This window comes from Pelagerythrobacter aerophilus (assembly GCF_003581645.1).
Classification (GTDB): Bacteria; Pseudomonadota; Alphaproteobacteria; order Sphingomonadales; family Sphingomonadaceae; genus Pelagerythrobacter; species Pelagerythrobacter aerophilus.
In genome coordinates this window covers 306,469-324,316 of record NZ_QXFK01000019.1, presented here as the reverse complement: position 1 = coordinate 324,316, position 17,848 = coordinate 306,469, and the positions used below count along the sequence as shown (strand labels likewise).

Sequence of the window (17,848 nt, the reverse complement as noted above, 5' to 3'; positions counted from 1 at the left end):
TCGGTTTCAGCCCGTCCATGCTTCTTTACCAGCCCAGCCGACTGCAATCCTCCGTTATCGCACGACATCGCCATGCCCGGCCGTATGCGACCGTTGTCCTGTCCGGGCGCTACGAGGAAGCGGGCGACGCCGGGCGGTTCAAGGTCGAGCCCGGCGATGTGCTGCTCCATCGGCCGTTCTCTGCCCACCTCGACCGCATTTCCGGCGAGGTGGCGACCGTCCTGGACTTGCCGCTGCCGCTCTACGCGTCCTTCTGGCCGGCGAAGGGGCGGATTGCCGATCCCGATGAACTGGTCCGCCTTTCGCAGACCGATCGGCGGAGCGCGGTGGAATATACCCTGAAGGAATTCAGGGCGGTTTGCGATGACGGAGAGGATATCCCCGATCTACTGGCCAAGGCGCTGGCGGGCGTCGAGGCGCCAGCGATCGGTGGATGGGCCGAAGCCGCCGGTCGCACGAGAGAGCATGTCTCGCGCGCGTTCAGCGCGGTCTACGGCGTGTCGCCGGCGCGCTACCGCAGCGAAGCTCGTGCGAGGAACGCCTGGCAAATGATCGTCGCGGGCAATGCCAGCCTTGCGGCTGTCGCGGCGGACGCCGGATTTGCGGACCAGGCCCACATGGCGCGGGCGATCCGAAGCTTCACCGGCACCACGCCGACCGCTTGGCGGAAGTGGGCGCAGCGCTCGTCTTCGAGGCAAGAACCGACGGGCGAGATAGCCGTGAGCTAGGGATCACATTCGTTCAAGACAATCGCGGCGGCGGTCGTGAAAGAGGGGCGTATGACCCAGCTCGCAGCTCCACACCGCTTCATCCAGCTCTACGATTTCCGTTTCCGGATCTGGCCCATCGTGCTGGCCGCGCTCCTGATGCATGGCATCCTTACCGGCGGGCGGGAAATCGCCAGATGGTTCTACAAGAGCGGCCCGGCGGCGTGGGAGGGTCACGTTTCCATCTTCCTGCTTCTGGCGATCGCGTTCCAGGCGCTATTCGGCCTGGCCGGCATTGCGGTCGCAAAGCGCCTGGTGCCCGAGATGGATGCGCATCTGCGCTGGCCTCCGGAGCGCACATATGTCGGCCTCGCGCTCGTGACCGGCCTGGCCATGGGCCTGATAATGCTGATTGCCGATTATTGGCCGGCGCTGCTGAGCCAGACGCCGCCCACCATGCAATACTCTACGACACCGCTCGATTCGGCCGGCTTTCTTCTGGGAATGCTGACGACCGGCCTCGCCGAGGAGACCATCTTTCGCGGGCTCCTCGTCGGCCTTCTCGTCGTGCTGGTGCCGGGGCGGCTCCGGATCGGGGCCGTCGACCTCCCGGTGGCCGCGTACATCGTCGCGCTGCTTTTCGCTTTGGCGCATTGGCAATCGTTCGTGGTGGACCCGCTTCACCAGGCGCTGGCCCAGCAGACTTATGCCTTCGTGTGGGGGTTGACCTACGTCTGGCTGATGGAGCGCTCCAGAAGCTTGCTCGTCCCCATCGTGGCGCACGGCATGGGCAACTTCACCGAAGTCGCCATCGTCATCATGCTCGCGGCGGCGTGGGCCTGACCGAGCCTGCCGCGATCTATGCGGGCAAAGGCCGCCCGCGGGCCTGTTTGCGCGATGCGGCCAGGACCGAGGCGGCGATATAGAGCGCGAGGCCGATCCAGAAGATCGCCACGAAGGGCGCTTCGTTGCCGATCGTGAAGCGCGCCACGACCGTTGCGGCCAGCGCGACCGGGTTGCCGACGATCACTCCTGTCCAGGCGGCGCGCAGGCGCGGTTCCTCGATCCCGCGGCGACGGCGCTTGCCGAGCCAGATATAAGTGCCGGTGGCGCAGATCGCGGTCAGCGCCGCGCCGAAGATCACGTAGGCGATCTTGACCCAGAACCCGCCGAAGTTGCCGAAGTGGAGCTTGTAGGTCGATGCCGCGGCCTGCTGGCCCAGCGCGCCGTCGGCGAGCCCGGCGGTGCCTTCGAAGCGGCCTTCGCTGTCGAACGTGTAGTATTCGCCGAAGATCAGCCTCTGTTCGTGCTCGCCGACCATCTGCACGTGCTGCCCGGCCGTGAGGGGATCGTGGAGCACGGCATACGTCAGCCGCACCTCGGGATACTCCGCGGCCATGTGGCGCAGGGCGGCGGCGAGATCGGGCGCCGGGGCCGGGCTGGCGTCGGGCGCGCCTTCTTCGCCGAAGATCGGACCGTAGACCGCTTCGACGTCGCCATCGTAGGCACTTCCGGCGACACCGTAGGCAGTGACGACCGCAAGTCCGATCAGTGCGCCGGTCAGCGCGATCGCGATTGTAAAGGGCAGGGTCCAGACGCTCAGCCGGTTGTGCCAGTCGACCAGGCCCACGCCGCCCTTGTCGCGGGCGCGCAGGCGGAAGGCGTCGCGGAAGATGCGCGGATGCGCGATCACGCCCGAGAGCGCCAGCGCCAGCATCATCACGCCAAGCACGCCAACGATCGTGAGCCCGACGAGGCTCGGCAGATTGAGCGTGTAGTGGAGCTGGACCAGGAAATCGTTCCACGCGATCTCCTCGGGCATGGCGAGATTGCCCTGCGCATCGAGATGGAACGCCTGGTTGTCGGTCGTAACGGTTGCGCGCGGCAGTTCCTCGACCGGGATATGGACGTAGAGGTGGGTGGTCGTCGGCAGCCCGGCGGCGTCCTCGGCTGCGAGCACGCGCTCGACACCGCGTTGGACGGCTTCGGGCGCGATCGAGGTCATCTCCGGCGCGCCGGGTTGCTCGAAGCGCTGAAGCTCGTTGTAGAACACCGCGAGGGTGCCGGTCAGCGAAACGAGGTAGAGCAGAGCCCCGGCGATCAGGCCGATCGCGGCGTGGGCGGACAGCGCACGCTTCACGGTGCCCGGTTCGATGGTTGCGCTCATCATGCGGCTCCCACAAGGATCGCGGGCAGGGCCGCGCTGGCGGTGACGGCGAGATAGACGATCTGTCGCTTCCGGCTCGCGGTCATGAGTAGCATGAAGGCGAGGACGGTCCAGACCACGGGCGTCGCGAAGAGGGCGAGGACGTTCGCATTCGCCTCACCCGCGCCCATCGCGGCAGCGAGCCAGCGAACACCCACGGCGAAGGCGATCGAGCTCAGCAGGGCGACAATGGCGACGAGGGTGAAGGTCGTCAGGCGCGCGCCGATTTGAAGCGGAGCCGGACCTTCGGGCATCATGCCGGCCCGGCGGTTCGACGCCTTGGCGCGGCTCGCCGGTGAGCGGAAACCCTCCCACGCCAGAACCGCGCAGGCCGCGCCCATGGCCCAGAGCGCAACCACGCTGGCACCCCAAGCCCCGGCGGCTGTCCATCCGAGAATGAGAGCGGCGAGCGCAAATCCCCATCCCGCGGCGTTGAGCGCCGCCGAGCGTCCCTTCTGCCCCCACGAGACACGCAGGACCGCGACGGCCACGATCGCGAGTGCCGACCCGGCGATGATGCTCCCCCCGGCGCCCATCAGAAACGATAGCTCACGGTGCCGAACACGTTGCGCTCGCTGCCCATGAAGCAGTCGCCGCGCGCGAGGCAGGCGGAGTAGTAGCGCTTGTCGAACAGGTTCGTCGCGTTGATCGCGAAGCTCCAGCGATTCCAGCTCACTTCGGCGAATGCGTCCGCCAACGTGAAGGCGGGGGTGACGATCCCTTCGGGGAAGGCGGGACCGTAGGACCGGTTCTTGCCCACGTGGCGCACGCCGCCGCCGAGCAGAAGCGCGGCCTCGTCGGACAAGGCGAACCGTTTGGTCGTCCAGAGCGAAGCGTTGAACTTCGGTACGTTGTCGAGCTGCTGGTCCGTGCCGTCGACCTCGGCCTCGTTGTAGCTGAGGTTGGCGATCAGGTTCAGATCGCCGGGTAAAGTGGCGTTGCCTTCGAACTCGACGCCCTTGGAGGTCATCGAACCGATCTGGATCTGGTCGAACGGGTCGGGCGTGCTGTCGTCGGAGACCGGGCGATTGCTTTCCTTGATGTGGTAGCCGGTCACAGTGACGAGGACGGCGTCGGTCGGATGGAACTTGACGCCCGCTTCGTACTGCCGGCCCATCTTCGGCACGAACGGGCTGCCATCGCTCGCCGTGCCGGCAATCGGCTCGAAGCTCTCCGTGTAGCTGAAGAACGGCGACACTCCGTCCAGGACCTCGGCGATCACGCCGGCGCGGAACGTTGTCGCGGCATCTTTCCGCCGGGGATCGCTGAAGCTGCGCGAGCTGGTCCAGTCGCGCCGAGCGCCGAGCACGACCGAGACCCTGTCGAAGAAGCGGATCTGATCTTGCAGATAGAGGCCGACCTGGTCCTGCTTCACGTCGTCCGAAGGGCCTGAGGGCTGCGGCAGCCCGCCATCGAAATCGGACAGCGCGTCGTAATCGATGTCGTAGATATCGATGTACTCGATGCCCATGCCGCTGGTCTTGCGAACCCGGTTGAAGCTGAAGTCGATGCCGGCGAGAATCACATGCTCGACATTCGCGCCGGTGTTGAAGTTGAGCTGGACGTTGTTGTCGGTCGAGAAGATTTCCATCCGCGCGCGGCTGCCGTCGGCGTAGAGGCCGATCGTACGCTGTTCCTCGTCGAGATAGGGATTCGCCGGATTTGCGTAGCTGTTCGGGTAATGCGTCAGATAAGTGAGGTCGCTGTCGATATAGCGCGCCTTGAGATTCAGCGTCGCGCTCTCGCCGAACCGATGCTCGAACAGCGCGGTGCCCTGCAGCAGGCGGCCGTCGTAGCGGTCCCAGCCGGGCTTGCCGATAAACAGGTCGTTCGGAAGCCGTCCGTTGGGATTGGGCAGGATCGTGCCGACCAGCGGGAGGAACTGCGAGGTCGAGCCGCCATCGTCCTCCTGATAGAGACCGATCAGCGTAAAATCGGTGTCGGGCGAGGGCTGGAAGGTCAGTGAGGGCGAGATGAGCACCCGGTCGTCCGGCACGAAGTCGGTCTGGGTGTCCGCATCGCGCACCCGCGCGACGAGGCGGCCGGCGAGGTTGTCGGTCAGTGGCCCGGTCAGGTCGGCAAGCGCTTCCTTGCGATCGTGGGAGCCGTAGCGGATCGAGACCTCGCCGCCGGTCGTGAACTCGGGCCGCTTGGAGACGAGATTCATGATCCCGCCCAGCGCGCCCTGGCCGAACAGGACCGAAGCGGGGCCGCGCACCAGTTCCACCTGGTCGAAGTTGTACGGATCGGCACGGATGGTCGCGTAGTAGCTGAACACGTCGCGCATGCCGTCGCGGAACTGCAGGGCGTTGATTCCGCGCACGAAGGCGCCGTCGACGCGGCTGTCCGGCCCGTAGGGGTTGGCGGTGACGCCGGATACGTAGTTGAGCGTGTCGCTGACCGAGATGGCGCCCTGCGCGAGGTAGAGCTCGTCGTCGATGATCGTGATCGGCTGCGGCGTCTCGATGATCGGGGTGTCGGTCTTGGTCGCAGTGCTGCTTTCCTGGCGCGCGCCGGTGACGATGATCTGGCGCTGCTGGTCCGCGGCGTAAACTGTCTCGGCCGCAGCATCCGCTGCAAGGACAGGCGCTGGAACCAGAGCGGTCGCGCAGAGAATGGAGAGCCGGAAAAGTCGCATGAATACCCCTCGAACCTGAATGTGGGCGCGACGGCTAATGCGAGTCACTCTCACTTGCAAGTGGAGGATATTTATTTTTTGTGAGGATGGGTGGCGAACCCATGCGTCTGCCGCCTGCTGGAACACAAAAAAGGGGCGACGCAGGACGCCGCCCCTTTCAGCGCGCGGTCCCCGCGCGCGTGGCGCTTCGATCAAAGCGTGCCGGTATGCGTTTCGATCAGATTGGTGGCCTCGGTGATTGCATCGCGCGCGGTGATGGTGCCGTCCTGGATCTCGTTCGCGAGTTCGAGCAGGCGGCCGCTGATGACCGTCCCGGTGTTTGCCTCCTCCTCGATGACGATCCCGCCTTTCGCGGCCGCGATGTCGTCCCACTTGGCCCGCACTGCAGCCCAGTAGTCCTTCGTTGCCGCCCAGTACGCGTCGGCCGCCGAGACGTCGTAGCCGCCGAACTTGGTATAGGTGTTGAGCACGTATTCCTGCACCACCGGCTGCAAGCCGTCGGCAGCCCCTTCGGCGGGCATCATCTTGGTGTTGTCCTGCCAGTGGATCCAGCCGGTGGGGGTGAGCTGGTGTCGGTTGATCGCGGCGTAGCGATCGTAGATCGGATCGCGCACCGCGTCGCGCCGGGCGAGCGGACGCCAGCTCCAGTTGGAGCGCCAGCGGCGGATGCCGTGCGTCGTCTCCCATTCGCCCCAACCGGCGTAGCGCGGGCTGTCATCGACCTGATAGACCGTCTGCGACCAGCGGCCGTTGCGCATGCGCTCGGGCACATCGGTCCATTCCCAGCGGCCGGGGCCGGTATAGGCGAGGATCTTCGCGGGTTCGTACTCCCAGTCCTGCCGCCAGTGCTTGATGACGAAAGTCTCGCCCTCATGCTCGGCGACGAGCAGGTGCTGGAGGACGATCTTCGTGCCGGTATCCTCGATCACCCGGACCGATTCATGCCCGCCGGAGATCTTGCGCTCGAGCGGCTGGTAGCTCTCCATCCACGGTGTGGATTCCTGCATGTCGAAGCGCACCTTGTAGTCACCCGCCATGGCGAGGATCGTGGCGCGATCCTGCTCGAACATCGCAGTTTCGACCGCTTCGCCGCGGTCGGCGATCGGCCCATCGGCGAGTGCCGGTGTGGCGGCGAGCGCGATGGCGAGCAGTGCGGAGCCGATGAAAGTCCTGGTCCTGGTCATAGTCGTTTCCCCTCTTAGAATCGGAAGCTGAGCGAGACGCTCGCGTTGCGGCCGGGCCGCGTGTAGGCGTCGATGGCGGGCGCATCGGCGCCCAGCCCGCGCACGTCGGACCAGTAGGCGTAGGTCTCGTCGGTCAGGTTGAAGACGCCCGCGCGCAGCTTGATCGCGTCGGTCAGCGCGACGAAGGCGGTTGCATCGAGAATGGTGAAGGCGCCGGGCCGGTAGCACTCGGTGGAGCAGACGCCTTCCGCGTCATCGAGCGACTTGCGCACATGGTGCGTCGCGATCAGCTCCGCGCCGAAGCGGCCTGCCGGCTCGCGATAGCCGAGCCCGGCGACGAGATTGAGCGGGTCGACTGTATCGAGCGGGCGCCGCGTCTCTCCCGGCGAGAGGATATCGCCGTCGGCATAGGCGATCGCGAACCGTCCGTAGACGCCGCTGTCCATGGTGTAGGTCGCCTTGGCCTCGAGCCCTTCGATCTCCACCCGATCGTAATTGACGAACTGGTAGATCGCGGGATCGGCCGGGGTGAACGATCCGCTCACCACCTGCTGGCTGATGAAGTCGTCGTAATCCGCATGGAAGGCCGCCAGCGAGAGCGAGACCGCTTTGCCGGTGAAGCGGAGGCCGGCTTCCCAGCTTTCGCTGCGCTCCGGGCCGAGATCGGGATTGGGTGCGGAGATGTAGCCGTGGGCGATATTGCCGAAGAAGTTGTTCACCTGGCTGGGCGTCGGGGCGCGGAAACCCTGCGCGTAGTTGCCGAACAGCAGCACGCCCTCCGCCAGCCGCGCGGTCACGCCGAGCTTGGGAGACAGGCGGCTGTCCTTCTGTCCGGCGCCCTGGAAGCTAGGCAGCAGCGGATCGTCGGTCGGGTCGAGCTCGTAGAAATCGAAGCGGAGCGCGGGGAAGATCGTCAGCGCACCGTCGAACAGCCCGATCTCGTCGGCGAGGAACACGCCGCCAAGTGTGAAGTCGGTGACGGGAAAGGCGCGAGTCGGGAACGTCTCGCCCGGCGGCGGCTCAGTGCCGTCGCGCAGACCGTCCTGCCGGGTGAAGCTGACGTCCCCCCCGAAAGCGAGCGTGTGTGCAACCGGCCCGGTCGCGAACGTGCTGCGCGCTTCGGCGGCAGCGCCGTAAACACGGTTCTCGAACGTGTTGAGGCGCTCGCGGTCGGGCACCGGCGTCCGATCCTCGCGCGTGAACTGCACGTCCTTGCCATCCTGATAGTAGACAGCGGCGTGGGCGTAGTCGATCGCGCCTCCGCCTTCGCCCGTGAACGTCCAGTCCAGCGAAACGCGGGTGCGGTCGGTCTTGTCTCGGGCCGTCAAGGCGTCAACGATCCAATCGGGATCCACCCCTGGCCTTTTGCCTCTGAGGTATTGCTCTCCTTGGCCCGAGAGGATGTCGCTGGACAGCTCGCTTTGCAGGTACTCGCCCGTCAGTCGCACCCGGTGCGCCCCGCTTTCCCACACGAGCTTGCCGAGCAGCGCGTTGGAGTGGCCATCCTGCGGGTTGGGAAGGGTCCGTTCCTCGCCGATGCCGCCGATGGTGCCCTTGTTGTCGAGCTCCTCGAAATCGCGGCGAGTGTAGGCGACCAGCGCCGACCACTCGCCGCTGCGGCCTGCCAGCGCGGCGGTTTCGGCGAACTCCTCGTCGGCGCTCGAGTATGAGGCACGCACGAAGCCCCCGATGGACTTGCCGGCGTCGATCAGATCCGCGGGATCGCTGGTGGTGAAGCTGACCGCACCGGCCAGGCCGTCGCTGCCGTAGAGCGCCGAGGCGGGGCCGCGCAGGATCTCGACCGACTTGACTAGCGAGACATCGGTATATCCGCCGCGGCCGGCTTCCTGCGCGCCGAAGGTGAAGCCTTGCGGGCTGCGGATGCCGTCGACCTGGATCAGCACGCGGTTGCCGCCGATTCCCCGGATCACGAAGTCCTCGTTACGCGCGCGGCCGGTGGTGCCGAGCGCGGCACCGAAGCGGGCCGGCGCGCGGCGGACCGAGACACCCGGCTCGTAGCGAACGAGATCCTTGATGTCGGTCGCGATGGTGTCCGCGATCTCCTCGTCGGTGATGACGGTAACGGTCGCTGGCACGTCGTCGATCGACACGGGCGTGCGGGTCGCGGTGACCACGATGTGCGGACCGTGCGCGGCGCCCGCATCGTCCGCCGCACCCTCGGCTGCCTGCGCGGCCCCCGCGCCGAGCATTGCGAGCACAATCCCCGCCGATGTGCACGACCATCTGCCCGACCGCACTGCGATCCGCAGCCTGTCCCTCATTCCGCTACTCATCTGAACCCCCGCTTGATCATTTATTGATAATGATTCGCACTAGAATCAGTGTGAGGGCGCGTCAAGGGTGATCCCAAGAGGCGAGGACGAGGAGCTCAGCGAGACGGGTCGGGACTAGATAAGTGTAAGTTTTTCAGCGGCATGCTTCCGCGAGACCGGCGGTGCGCCTTACTACCCAAAGGGACCGCTTTGCCTGGATTCGCAGGTCTTTTTGTACACAGCCCTTGCCATATCTGCGCTAATGAGAATAATTCGCAATTATGCGATGCAGGAGAGCGATGTGGCGATAGGCAGGAACACGTTCGCGCAGGGAATTGTCATCAGGCTCTTCCGTGCCTGGTCCGCGCAGGTCGAGGCAGACCATGCACCCATGAAACGTCTGCAGGAGATCGTCGCGCCGCTGGGCCTGCCCGACGAAACGGCGATCGCCTGTGCAAGCCTGTTCGAACTGATCGAAGGGCATCTCGGGCGCCGGCTCATCCGAGAATCCTGCTGCAGCCGGCGGTTGTCGCCCGACGAAAGCGCGCTGCTCGGCGTGCTTCGCGTCGCGCCATCGCTCTCCGCGGTCGCCGGCACCCTTGCCGTCCCCCATGGGCTTCCCGGCGCGATCATCTGGGCGGTGATTGCCGTGCGCCAAGCGTTGGGCATGACCGAGCCCGACGATGGTGCGGACGATTCCTCGCCGGGACCGCTTCCCACCTGCCCATTCTCCCCACGTAACCGCCGGATGGAGGCGCTCCATGGCTTTTGATCTCGCCGCGCTGACCAGCACGCCCGACTTGCGCGATGTCTCACCGATCCACGCACGGCTCGTCGGGGCGATGCGCTACACGCATGTCGCGCGCCGGGCGGAAACCTACTCGCACGCGGACCTTGCCCGCTGGCTCGGCACGCCATGTGCGGTCCAGAGCTTTCACGTCTTCCTCGACGAGGCGGGCCGCGCCTGGCCCGATCCGATCGCGCTCAACCCGCCGTGCCAGCCGCTCTTCAGCTACGATGAGATGCTGCTCGTCGACCTTGCCACCGCCGCTGCGCGCAACGATCGCGATGCATTCGACGACTTCGTTCGCGACATGGTCGGCCTGAGCGGCCGCAACGCCGTGTGGCGCGCGGCCCGCCGACTGATGCGCTATCTCACCGCGGTGGTCAGCTGACGGCGCTCGCGCCGCGCATCACGCTTGCCCGGCCGGGGCGGCGCGCCTAGGGCGCTGGCAATGGCAGACGAAGAAACGAAAAAGAGCGAACGCGATCTCGCCGATCGCAAGTTCTACCCCGCCGACCAGGAAGCCGCTTTCTCCGATCGGGCATCCCCCGACACGCCGCAGACGCGCCATCCGGCCTATCGCCTGGCGTTCCGCGACACGGATTTCCTGCTGCGCGACGAGCTCCGGCCGGTGCGCTTCCAGCTCGAGTTGCTGAAGCCCGAGATGCTGCTCGATGAGGCAGGTGTCGGCTCGACTCTGGTCATGTACGGCTCCGCCCGGATCCCGCCGCCCGAGTCGGTGGCCGAGGCGATGGAGGGGGCGGCGAAGCTGCCCGAGGCGGAGCGGCGCGTGGTCGAGAACCTCGCCAAGAAGGCGAAGTATTACGGCGAGGCCTACAAGCTGGCCAAGCTGGCCTCGGAAAAGTCGATCATAGAGGATGGCAAGCGGCAGTTCGTGATCTGCTCGGGCGGGGGGCCGTCGATCATGGAAGCGGCCAACAAGGGTGCGAGCGACGCCGGTGCGGAGTCGATCGGGCTCAACATCGTGCTGCCGCACGAGCAGGCGCCCAATTCCTACGTCACGCCCTATCTCTCGTTCCAGTTCCACTACTTCGCGCTGCGCAAGATGCACTTCCTGCTGCGGGCGAAGGCCGTGGCGGTGTTCCCGGGCGGGTTCGGCACGTTCGACGAGTTCTTCGAGCTGCTCACGCTGATTCAGACGGGCAAGATGAAGCCGATGCCGATCCTGCTGTTCGGCAAGGACTTCTGGAACCGCGTGGTCGATTTCGAGGCGCTGGCGGACGAGGGCACGATCAACCACAAGGATCTCGAGCTGTTCCGCTGGTGCGAGACGGCCGAGGAAGCGTGGGAGAAGATCGCCGGGTTCTACCAGCTCGAAGACTATGCTCCTCCGGGGAGCGAACCGGCCTAACCTCCGCGCACGGCTTGATGGCCGAGCGGGCCACTGCCCGCGCCGAAGCCGGGCGCCTTGTGCAGCGCCTCGATGACGAAACGCCGTGCGAGGCGAATGGCATGGTCGAGCGGTTGCCCGTGGCCGAGCAAGGTCGCGATCGCCGACGCGAGCGTGCAGCCGGTACCGTGCGTGTGGCGGGTGTCTATTCGTGCATCGTCGAACGACGCGAAATCGCCGCTGGCGTAGACGAGGCGGTCGACGACCCGCTCGCCGCTCGCGTGGCCGCCCTTGGCGAGCACTGCGCAGCCGTGTTCCGCGGCGAGGTGGTGCGCTGCGGCTGCGATCTCGTCGGGCGTCTCGCATGGCATGCCGGTGAGCGCGGCGAGCTCGGGCAGGTTGGGGGTCGCCAGCGTCGCGCGTTTCATGAGCTCGGCGAAGGCGGCGATCGTCGCGTCGCTCGCGAGCACTGCGCCGCTGGTCGAGACCATCACCGGATCGAACACGACGTGCCCCTCGAACCCGGCGAGCCGCTTGGCGACGGCATGGGCGATTTCGGGCGAGCCCAGCATGCCGATCTTGATTGCGTCGGCACCGATATCGGACAGGCAGCTTTCGATCTGCTCCTCGACGAATGCGACGGGGAGCAGTTCCACACCCTGCACGCCGGTGGTGTTCTGCGCGGTGATCGCGGTGATCGCGGTCATCGCGTAGCCGCCGAGCATGGTGATCGTCTTGATGTCGGCCTGGATGCCGGCGCCGCCCGAGCTGTCGGACCCGGCGATGGCGAGAATGCGCGGAGGTGTGGTCATGCGCCACGCCTAGCCCCCGGTGCGGGGCGAAGTCGAGATGCGAACGGGCCTACGGTAGCCGGCTATCCCTTGAATTTGCGCTCGGCGCTCGGCGGGTACTTCGCGTGGAGCGCTTTCGCGCGCGTGGGGCGGTCCATCAGTTCGCCGCCGCAATTCGGGCACACATCGTCGAGCGCCTCGGCGCAAGGGGCGCAGAAGGTGCACTCGAAGCTGCAGATGAACGCCCCCGGCGCTTCGGCCGGCAGGTCCGCGCCGCAGCGCTCGCAATCGGGGCGCATTTCGAGCATCAGGCCGCTTCCTGCACCGCGGCGCAGATGCGGTCGACCACGCGTTCGACCTGCTGCCCGTCGTCGCCTTCGGCCATGACGCGGATCAGCGGCTCGGTGCCAGAGGCGCGGATCACAAGGCGCCCCTTGCCGGAAAGCTCCGCCTCCGCCGCGGCGATGCAGGCCTTCACCCGCTCCGCCTCCAGCGGGGCGCCGCCGTTGTAGCGCACGTTCTTGAGGAGCTGCGGCACCGGATCGAACACGTGCAGCAACTCGCTCGCGCGCTGGCCCGACCGGACGAGCCCGGCGAGCACCCGCAGCGCCGCCAGGGTGCCGTCGCCGGTGGTCGCATGGTCGAGCAGGATCATGTGTCCGGATTGCTCGCCGCCGACGTTGAAGCCGCCCGACTGCATCCGCGCGAGCACGTGGCGATCGCCGACCTTGGTCCGCTCGAGCGAGAGGCCCTTGCCCGCAAGATAGCGCTCGAGTCCGAGATTGGACATGACCGTCGCCACGACCCCGCCGCCGCGCAGCGCGCCTTTCTCGGCCATGCGGGTGGCGATCAGCGCCATGATCTGATCGCCGTCGACCGTGCGGCCTTTCTCGTCGACGACGATCAGGCGGTCGGCGTCGCCGTCCAGCGCAATGCCGATGTCCGCGCCTTCGCGCACGACCGCTTCGCAGATCGCCTCGAGCGAGGTCGAGCCGACCCCGTCGTTGATGTTGGTGCCATTGGGCGCATCGCCGAGCGTGATCACCTCGGCGCCCAGTTCCCAGATCGCAGAGGGCGCGACCTGGTAGGCGGCACCGTTTGCGCAGTCGACCACGACCTTGAGCCCGTCGAAGCGCGTTTCGCTCGACACCGATTGCTTGACCGCGTGGATATAGCGCCCGCGGGCATCCTCGATCCGCCGGGCGCGGCCGATCATCGCCGGTTGCGCCAGCGGCGGCTCGCACTCGAGCAAGGCCTCGATCGCCAGCTCGTCCTCGTCGGAAAGCTTGAAGCCGTCGGGGCCGAACAGCTTGATCCCGTTGTCCTCGAACTTGTTGTGGCTGGCCGAGATCATCACGCCGAGATCCGCGCGCATCTCGCGCGTGAGCAGCGCGATTGCCGGCGTGGGCAAGGGACCGGTCGTGACCACGTCCATGCCGACACTGGTGAACCCTGCGACCAGCGCGCTTTCCATCATGTAGCCGGAGAGGCGCGTGTCCTTGCCGATCACAACGCGGTGGCGATGGTCGCCGCGCAAGAAGTGACGGCCGGCCGCCTGGCCCACGCGCATGGCGGTGGCGGCCGTCATGACGCCCTCGTTGGTGCGGCCGCGGATGCCGTCGGTGCCGAAAAACTTGCGTGTCATGTTCGAAATCTATCCCGATGCGATTTGCCACGCAGTTCTGGCGCGGTTAGGCGACGAATGGAAGGGACCCGCAATCGGATGGCCGTCGAAAAGGCAGAATCGAACGAACTCCTGGCGATCCGCCTGCCGGTCTGGTGGACCTTCGGCGGGCTTGTCGCAGGTCTGCTGGCGGGACTCGTCCTCGCCGGCACCGATGCGCTAGCGCCGGTGCTCGCGGTAACGGAGCCGGCCGGCACCCTGTGGCTGCGTGCATTGCAGATGACGATCATTCCGCTCGTCGCCGCGCTGCTGGTGATCGGGATCGCGCAGATGGTCCGCGCGGCGCGCGCCGGCGCTGCGGCGCGGCGGATGCTTGGCTGGGTCTTCGCGGTGCTGGTCTTCTCGGGTCTGGTCGCGGCCGTATTCATGCCGCTGCTGCTCGATATCTTTCCGATCCCCGCAGCCGCCGACACGCTGCTGGAGACGGCCGGCATCGCGCCGCAGGAAGTGCCCGGCGTCAGCGAGTTCGTCACCTCGCTGATCGCGCCCAACGTGATCGCCGCGGCGGCGGAAACGACGATGCTGCCGCTGACGATCTTCTTCGCGTTGTTCGCCGTCGCGGTGGCGCGCCTGCCGGAGACGCAGCGCGCCACGCTGCTCGGTGTGTTCCAGGCGCTCGCCAACGCGATGCTGACGATCATCGGCTGGGTGCTGTGGATCGCCCCGGCCGGCGTCTTCGCGCTCGCGCTGGGCGTGGCGGCACGGGCGGGCGGCGGCGCCTTCACCACGCTGGTGCACTATATCCTCGTCGTTTCCGCAATGGGCGGCGTGGTCCTCGTCGCCGGCTACCTGCTCGCGTGGTTCGCAGGAGGGATCAGTCCGCTGCGTTTCGCCAAGGCGATGATCCCCGCGCAAGCGGTTGCCGTCTCGACCCAGAGCTCGCTCGCGAGTCTGCCCGCCATGCTTGCGAGCGCGCGGCGCCTGTCGCTGCGCGAGAGCACTGCCGACTTCGTACTGCCGCTGGCGGTGGCGATCTTTCGCGCCACCAGCCCGGCGATGAACATGGGCGTCGCGATCTACGTCGCCACCCTGGCCGGCGTCGAGCTGACGCCCGCGGTCCTCGCCGCCGGCATCGCCGTGGCGCTGGTGATCAGCGTCGGATCGGTGAGCCTGCCCGGATCGATCAGCTTCGTCGTCTCGATCGGCCCGATCGCGCTGGCGATGGGCGTTCCGGTCGAGCCGCTCGCGCTGCTGGTGGCGGTGGAGATGCTCCCCGATCTCATGCGCACCCTCGCCAATGTCACGATGGATGTGGCAGTGACCGCCTCAACCGATCACACGGACGAGGAGCCGGACTGAAACATGCAACGCATCCGCCGCCCGTGCGTTGGTCGGGCGAGCCGGGAACCCTTCACCACTGAACCTAGAGGAGCCAACCCATGGCATTCAAACTGATCGACCTGCCTTATCCCAGCGACGGCCTCGCGCCCGCGGTTTCCGCGGAGACCCTGTCGTATCACCACGGCAAGCATCACCAGGCCTATATCGACAAGACCAACGCGGCAGTCGCGGGCACCGACCTGGAAGGGCAGCCGCTCGAAGCGGTCGTCGCCTCGGCGCGCGGCAGCAACCAGGGGCTGTTCAACAACGCTGCGCAGAGCTGGAACCACGGGTTCTACTGGCACTCGATGGCGCCAGATGGCGGCGAGCCTTCCGCCGAGCTGGCGCAGCTCATCGACGCGGCCTTCGGTTCGCTCGACGATCTCAAGACCAAGCTGGCTGAGCGCGGCGCGGGCCACTTCGCGAGTGGCTGGGTCTGGCTGGCGGAAAAGGGCGGCAAGCTCTCGATCGAGGAAACCCACGACGGCGACACGCTGGCCGACCTCGATTTCAACCCGCTGCTGACGGTCGACGTGTGGGAGCACGCCTACTACCTCGACCACCAGAACCGGCGCCCCGACTACCTCGACAAGGTGATCAACGAGAAGCTGAACTGGAAGTTCGCTTCGGAGAACCTGGCGCGCGGCGAGACCTGGAAGTATCCCGCCTGATCCACGGCAAGGATTGAAAGAGGCCCGTCCCGCGTCGTGCAGGGCGGGCCTTTTCTATACCGGCTCTTCTTCCTGCCCCATCTCCATGAGATTGGCTGCGAAGAGCGGCTCGCCGAAGATGAAACCGACGAGATTGGGCCGTCCGACATGGTCGAAGAAGGCGGTCAGCATCAGCAGGATCGGTACGGATAGCAGCGCGCCGAACACGCCCCAGACCCACGAGAAATAGCTGAGCGCGATCAGGATCAGCACCGGGTTCATGGTGAACCGCGCGCCGAGGATCGAAGGGGTGACGATGTTCGATTCGATCGTGTGCAGGCCGAGATAGGCCGCGGCAGGAACGATCCCGAGCAGCACCGTCTCCGCCGTGCCGATACCGAACAGCGCGAGTAGCGCGGTCATCGCCAGCGGCCCGATATAGGGCAGGAAGTTGAGGATCGCGGCCAGGCCGCCCCACATGACCGGCGCCTCCACGTCCAGCGCCCAGGCGCCGAGCGCGACGATCACCCCGACGCCGGCGTTGATCCAGGCGACGGTGAGAATGTAGGCGGCGACCCGGTCCTGCACCTCGCGCATCACGCGCGCGGCCTTGATGCTGGTGCCGAAGCTGGCCCGGTCGAACAGCAAGTGACGGCGCAGCCGGACCCGCGCCTCGATCATGAAGAAGGTCATCAGGAAGGTCAGCAGGACTTCCAGCACGACGCTGGGCGTGGCGAAGGCAAGCTGTTCGATGACCGAAGGGCTGGCGAGCACGACTTCGCGGCCCGAGCGGCCCATGAGTCCGGCCAGCCGCTCGTTCGCCAGCGCGATCCAGGCGAACTGGTCGCGCAGCTCGGAAAAGCGAGCGCCTACCTGGTCGGCCATGCGCGGCAGCGAATCGAACAGGGCAATGGCGGGTTGCAGGATCAGCGCGAGCGCGAGCAGCAGAACGCCGAAGAACGCCGCCAGGGCGATTAGCGATGCGAGCACGTTGGGCAGACCCCAGGCGGCGAGCTTGTCGGCCAGCGGGGCGAGGATGATCGTCAGCACCAGCGCCGTCACCAGCGGCAGGAACACGACCGATCCGATCGAGAGGACGAACGGCAGGGCGAGGAACAATCCCAGGCCGATCAGCAGCACCAGCGCGGAGATCAGCCGCAATTCCTGCTCGGCGAAAGCTGTGCGCCGCAGCCGCCGTATCGGCTGCAGGTCGCTCCCGGCGCGAGTGTCAGGTGGCACCTCGGTCATGCGGTGGTCGGATCCCGTCTGTGGCTACGGTGGAGCTTGCCGCCGCGGGGCTGCGCAATCAAGCGCTCACCGCGTCGGCGAAGTCTCGCCGCGGCCGGCCGCGACGTCGTCGAGCTCTTCGAGGATGGCGCGGTGGGCAACCTCGTCCTCGACCGAACGCTGCGGGATCGAGCCGTCCTCGAGCATGGCGTTGAGCGCCGCACGCGCACGGCCCACACGGCTCTTGATCGTGCCGACCGCGCAGCCGCAGATCGTCGCCGCCTCTTCGTAGGAGAACCCGCCCGCGCCGACGAGCAGCAGTGCCTCCCGCCGTTCGGGCGGCAGGGTCAGCAGCGCGCGGTGCATGTCGGACAGATGGATCGGCTCCTCCTGCCCGGCCGGCTGGGTCAGCAGCCGCTCCGCGACGTTTTCGTCGTACTCGCCGCGGAAGCGGTTGCGCCGCATGTCGGTGAGATAGGCGTTGCGCAGAATGACGAATGTCCAGGCGCGCATGCTGGTGCCGGGTTCGAACCGTTCCTGCGCGGCCCAGGCCTTCAGCAGCGTTTCCTGCACAAGGTCGTCGGCCATGTCGGGACGACCGCACAAGCCGCGGGCAAACGCCCGCAGATGCGGTACGACCTCGGTCAGTTCACGTTTGAAATCGGCCTTTTGCGAGGCCGTCCGCTCGTGTCGCGCCATCAGGATTTGTCGTCCAGCTTGGCCAGAAGATCCTTGAAATTATCCGGAAGGGGCTCGTCGACCACTGAATCGTAGAGCTGGCGTAGCCCCTGGGCCCACCCTGGATTCTCGCCGCTCTTCGATTTCCCGTCGCCCCCCCGGGCTGCCCCCGTGCCTCGATCCCTGTCAGTGTGCATGCAGGTTCACAAATCCTTTAATGAAAGTCATACAACGCACTTAACCGTAGTCGGCGCTGCCGGAATTTTCCAGTTTCGATGTCTGGGGAACGAAGGCAGCTTTCCTTGGTTCCCGCAAGGCAATGGGGGTCCAGGCACCATGATACAAAGACATCGGA

18 protein-coding genes are annotated in these 17,848 nt (G+C 66.6%); 7 read left to right on the top strand and 11 right to left on the bottom strand.

Going from position 1 to position 17,848, the window contains the following annotated elements; genetic code table 11:
* The first annotated feature begins 17 nt into the window (after positions 1-17).
* Positions 18-728 carry a helix-turn-helix domain-containing protein gene (locus tag D2V04_RS15345; protein WP_119514587.1) on the top strand — a complete coding sequence of 237 codons (711 nt, stop codon included), beginning with the start codon at positions 18-20 and terminating at the stop codon, positions 726-728.
* Between the two features lie 51 nt (positions 729-779).
* Complete coding sequence (locus D2V04_RS15340) at positions 780-1,550, top strand: CPBP family intramembrane glutamic endopeptidase (RefSeq protein WP_119514586.1); 771 nt, start codon at positions 780-782, stop codon at positions 1,548-1,550.
* Positions 1,551-1,566: 16 nt separating this feature from the next.
* Here D2V04_RS15340 and D2V04_RS15335 read toward each other — a convergent pair whose 3' ends face one another.
* From D2V04_RS15335 to D2V04_RS15315, 5 genes are all read right to left on the bottom strand, one after another.
* Positions 1,567-2,874 carry a PepSY-associated TM helix domain-containing protein gene (locus D2V04_RS15335; protein ID WP_119514905.1) on the bottom strand — a complete coding sequence of 436 codons (1,308 nt, stop codon included), beginning with the start codon at positions 2,872-2,874 and terminating at the stop codon, positions 1,567-1,569.
* Positions 2,874-3,449 (bottom strand): hypothetical protein, encoded by a 576-nt coding sequence (locus D2V04_RS15330; protein ID WP_119514585.1) that lies wholly within the window; start codon positions 3,447-3,449, stop codon positions 2,874-2,876. Before D2V04_RS15330 ends, D2V04_RS15335 begins: the two co-directional genes overlap by 1 nt.
* Positions 3,449-5,551, bottom strand: coding sequence for a TonB-dependent siderophore receptor (locus D2V04_RS15325; protein ID WP_119514584.1), 2,103 nt, complete (start codon positions 5,549-5,551; stop codon positions 3,449-3,451). The genes D2V04_RS15330 and D2V04_RS15325 overlap by 1 nt, the downstream gene beginning before the upstream one ends.
* A gap of 191 nt (positions 5,552-5,742) precedes the next feature.
* Entirely contained in the window at positions 5,743-6,735 is a 993-nt protein-coding gene (locus D2V04_RS15320; RefSeq protein WP_119514583.1) for a DUF6607 family protein, read from the bottom strand.
* Between the two features lie 14 nt (positions 6,736-6,749).
* The gene (locus tag D2V04_RS15315) at positions 6,750-9,017 is read right to left on the bottom strand and encodes a TonB-dependent hemoglobin/transferrin/lactoferrin family receptor (protein ID WP_228766478.1); all 2,268 of its coding nucleotides are present in this window, start codon (positions 9,015-9,017) and stop codon (positions 6,750-6,752) included.
* 292 nt (positions 9,018-9,309) lie between these two features.
* On the opposite strand from D2V04_RS15315, the gene D2V04_RS15310 reads away from it, so the two are divergent.
* Genes D2V04_RS15310 through D2V04_RS15300 form a run of 3 tightly spaced genes read left to right on the top strand, consistent with a single transcriptional unit; the run spans position 9,310 to position 11,164 of the window.
* A complete protein-coding gene (locus tag D2V04_RS15310; RefSeq protein WP_147391846.1) occupies positions 9,310-9,780 on the top strand; it encodes a hypothetical protein in 471 nt (156 codons plus the stop codon).
* On the top strand, positions 9,770-10,183 hold the full coding sequence (locus tag D2V04_RS15305; protein ID WP_119514580.1) for a hypothetical protein: 414 nt from the start codon (positions 9,770-9,772) through the stop codon (positions 10,181-10,183). Before D2V04_RS15310 ends, D2V04_RS15305 begins: the two co-directional genes overlap by 11 nt.
* 60 nt (positions 10,184-10,243) lie before the next feature.
* A complete protein-coding gene (locus D2V04_RS15300) occupies positions 10,244-11,164 on the top strand; it encodes an LOG family protein (RefSeq protein ID WP_119514579.1) in 921 nt (306 codons plus the stop codon).
* On the opposite strand, the gene thiD is transcribed toward D2V04_RS15300, so the two are convergent.
* The 3 genes from thiD to glmM all read right to left on the bottom strand — a co-directional run bounded on the left by thiD (position 11,161) and on the right by glmM (position 13,579).
* Positions 11,161-11,955, bottom strand: a complete 795-nt coding sequence (thiD, locus tag D2V04_RS15295; protein WP_119514578.1) for a bifunctional hydroxymethylpyrimidine kinase/phosphomethylpyrimidine kinase — start codon at positions 11,953-11,955, stop codon at positions 11,161-11,163. The genes D2V04_RS15300 and thiD overlap by 4 nt on opposite strands.
* Positions 11,956-12,017: 62 nt before the next feature.
* Positions 12,018-12,242 (bottom strand): DUF1272 domain-containing protein, encoded by a 225-nt coding sequence (locus D2V04_RS15290; RefSeq protein ID WP_119514577.1) that lies wholly within the window; start codon positions 12,240-12,242, stop codon positions 12,018-12,020.
* Entirely contained in the window at positions 12,242-13,579 is a 1,338-nt protein-coding gene (gene glmM / locus D2V04_RS15285; RefSeq protein WP_119514576.1) for a phosphoglucosamine mutase, read from the bottom strand. The genes D2V04_RS15290 and glmM overlap by 1 nt, the downstream gene beginning before the upstream one ends.
* Positions 13,580-13,657: 78 nt before the next feature.
* Between glmM and D2V04_RS15280 the strand changes: the two genes are divergently transcribed.
* Positions 13,658-14,917: a dicarboxylate/amino acid:cation symporter gene (locus tag D2V04_RS15280; protein ID WP_119514904.1), complete on the top strand. Its 1,260-nt coding sequence runs from the start codon at positions 13,658-13,660 to the stop codon at positions 14,915-14,917.
* Positions 14,918-14,997: 80 nt separating this feature from the next.
* Entirely contained in the window at positions 14,998-15,609 is a 612-nt protein-coding gene (locus tag D2V04_RS15275) for a superoxide dismutase (protein ID WP_119514575.1), read from the top strand.
* Between the two features lie 54 nt (positions 15,610-15,663).
* Here the strand turns inward: D2V04_RS15275 and D2V04_RS15270 are convergent, their stop codons facing one another.
* The 3 genes from D2V04_RS15270 to D2V04_RS18005 all read right to left on the bottom strand — a co-directional run bounded on the left by D2V04_RS15270 (position 15,664) and on the right by D2V04_RS18005 (position 17,690).
* Positions 15,664-16,836, bottom strand: a complete 1,173-nt coding sequence (locus tag D2V04_RS15270) for an AI-2E family transporter (protein WP_119514574.1) — start codon at positions 16,834-16,836, stop codon at positions 15,664-15,666.
* A gap of 66 nt (positions 16,837-16,902) precedes the next feature.
* Positions 16,903-17,514: a sigma-70 family RNA polymerase sigma factor gene (locus tag D2V04_RS15265; protein WP_119514573.1), complete on the bottom strand. Its 612-nt coding sequence runs from the start codon at positions 17,512-17,514 to the stop codon at positions 16,903-16,905.
* Complete coding sequence (locus D2V04_RS18005; RefSeq protein ID WP_182849781.1) at positions 17,514-17,690, bottom strand: NepR family anti-sigma factor; 177 nt, start codon at positions 17,688-17,690, stop codon at positions 17,514-17,516. Before D2V04_RS18005 ends, D2V04_RS15265 begins: the two co-directional genes overlap by 1 nt.
* Between the last annotated feature and the right edge of the window lie 158 nt (positions 17,691-17,848).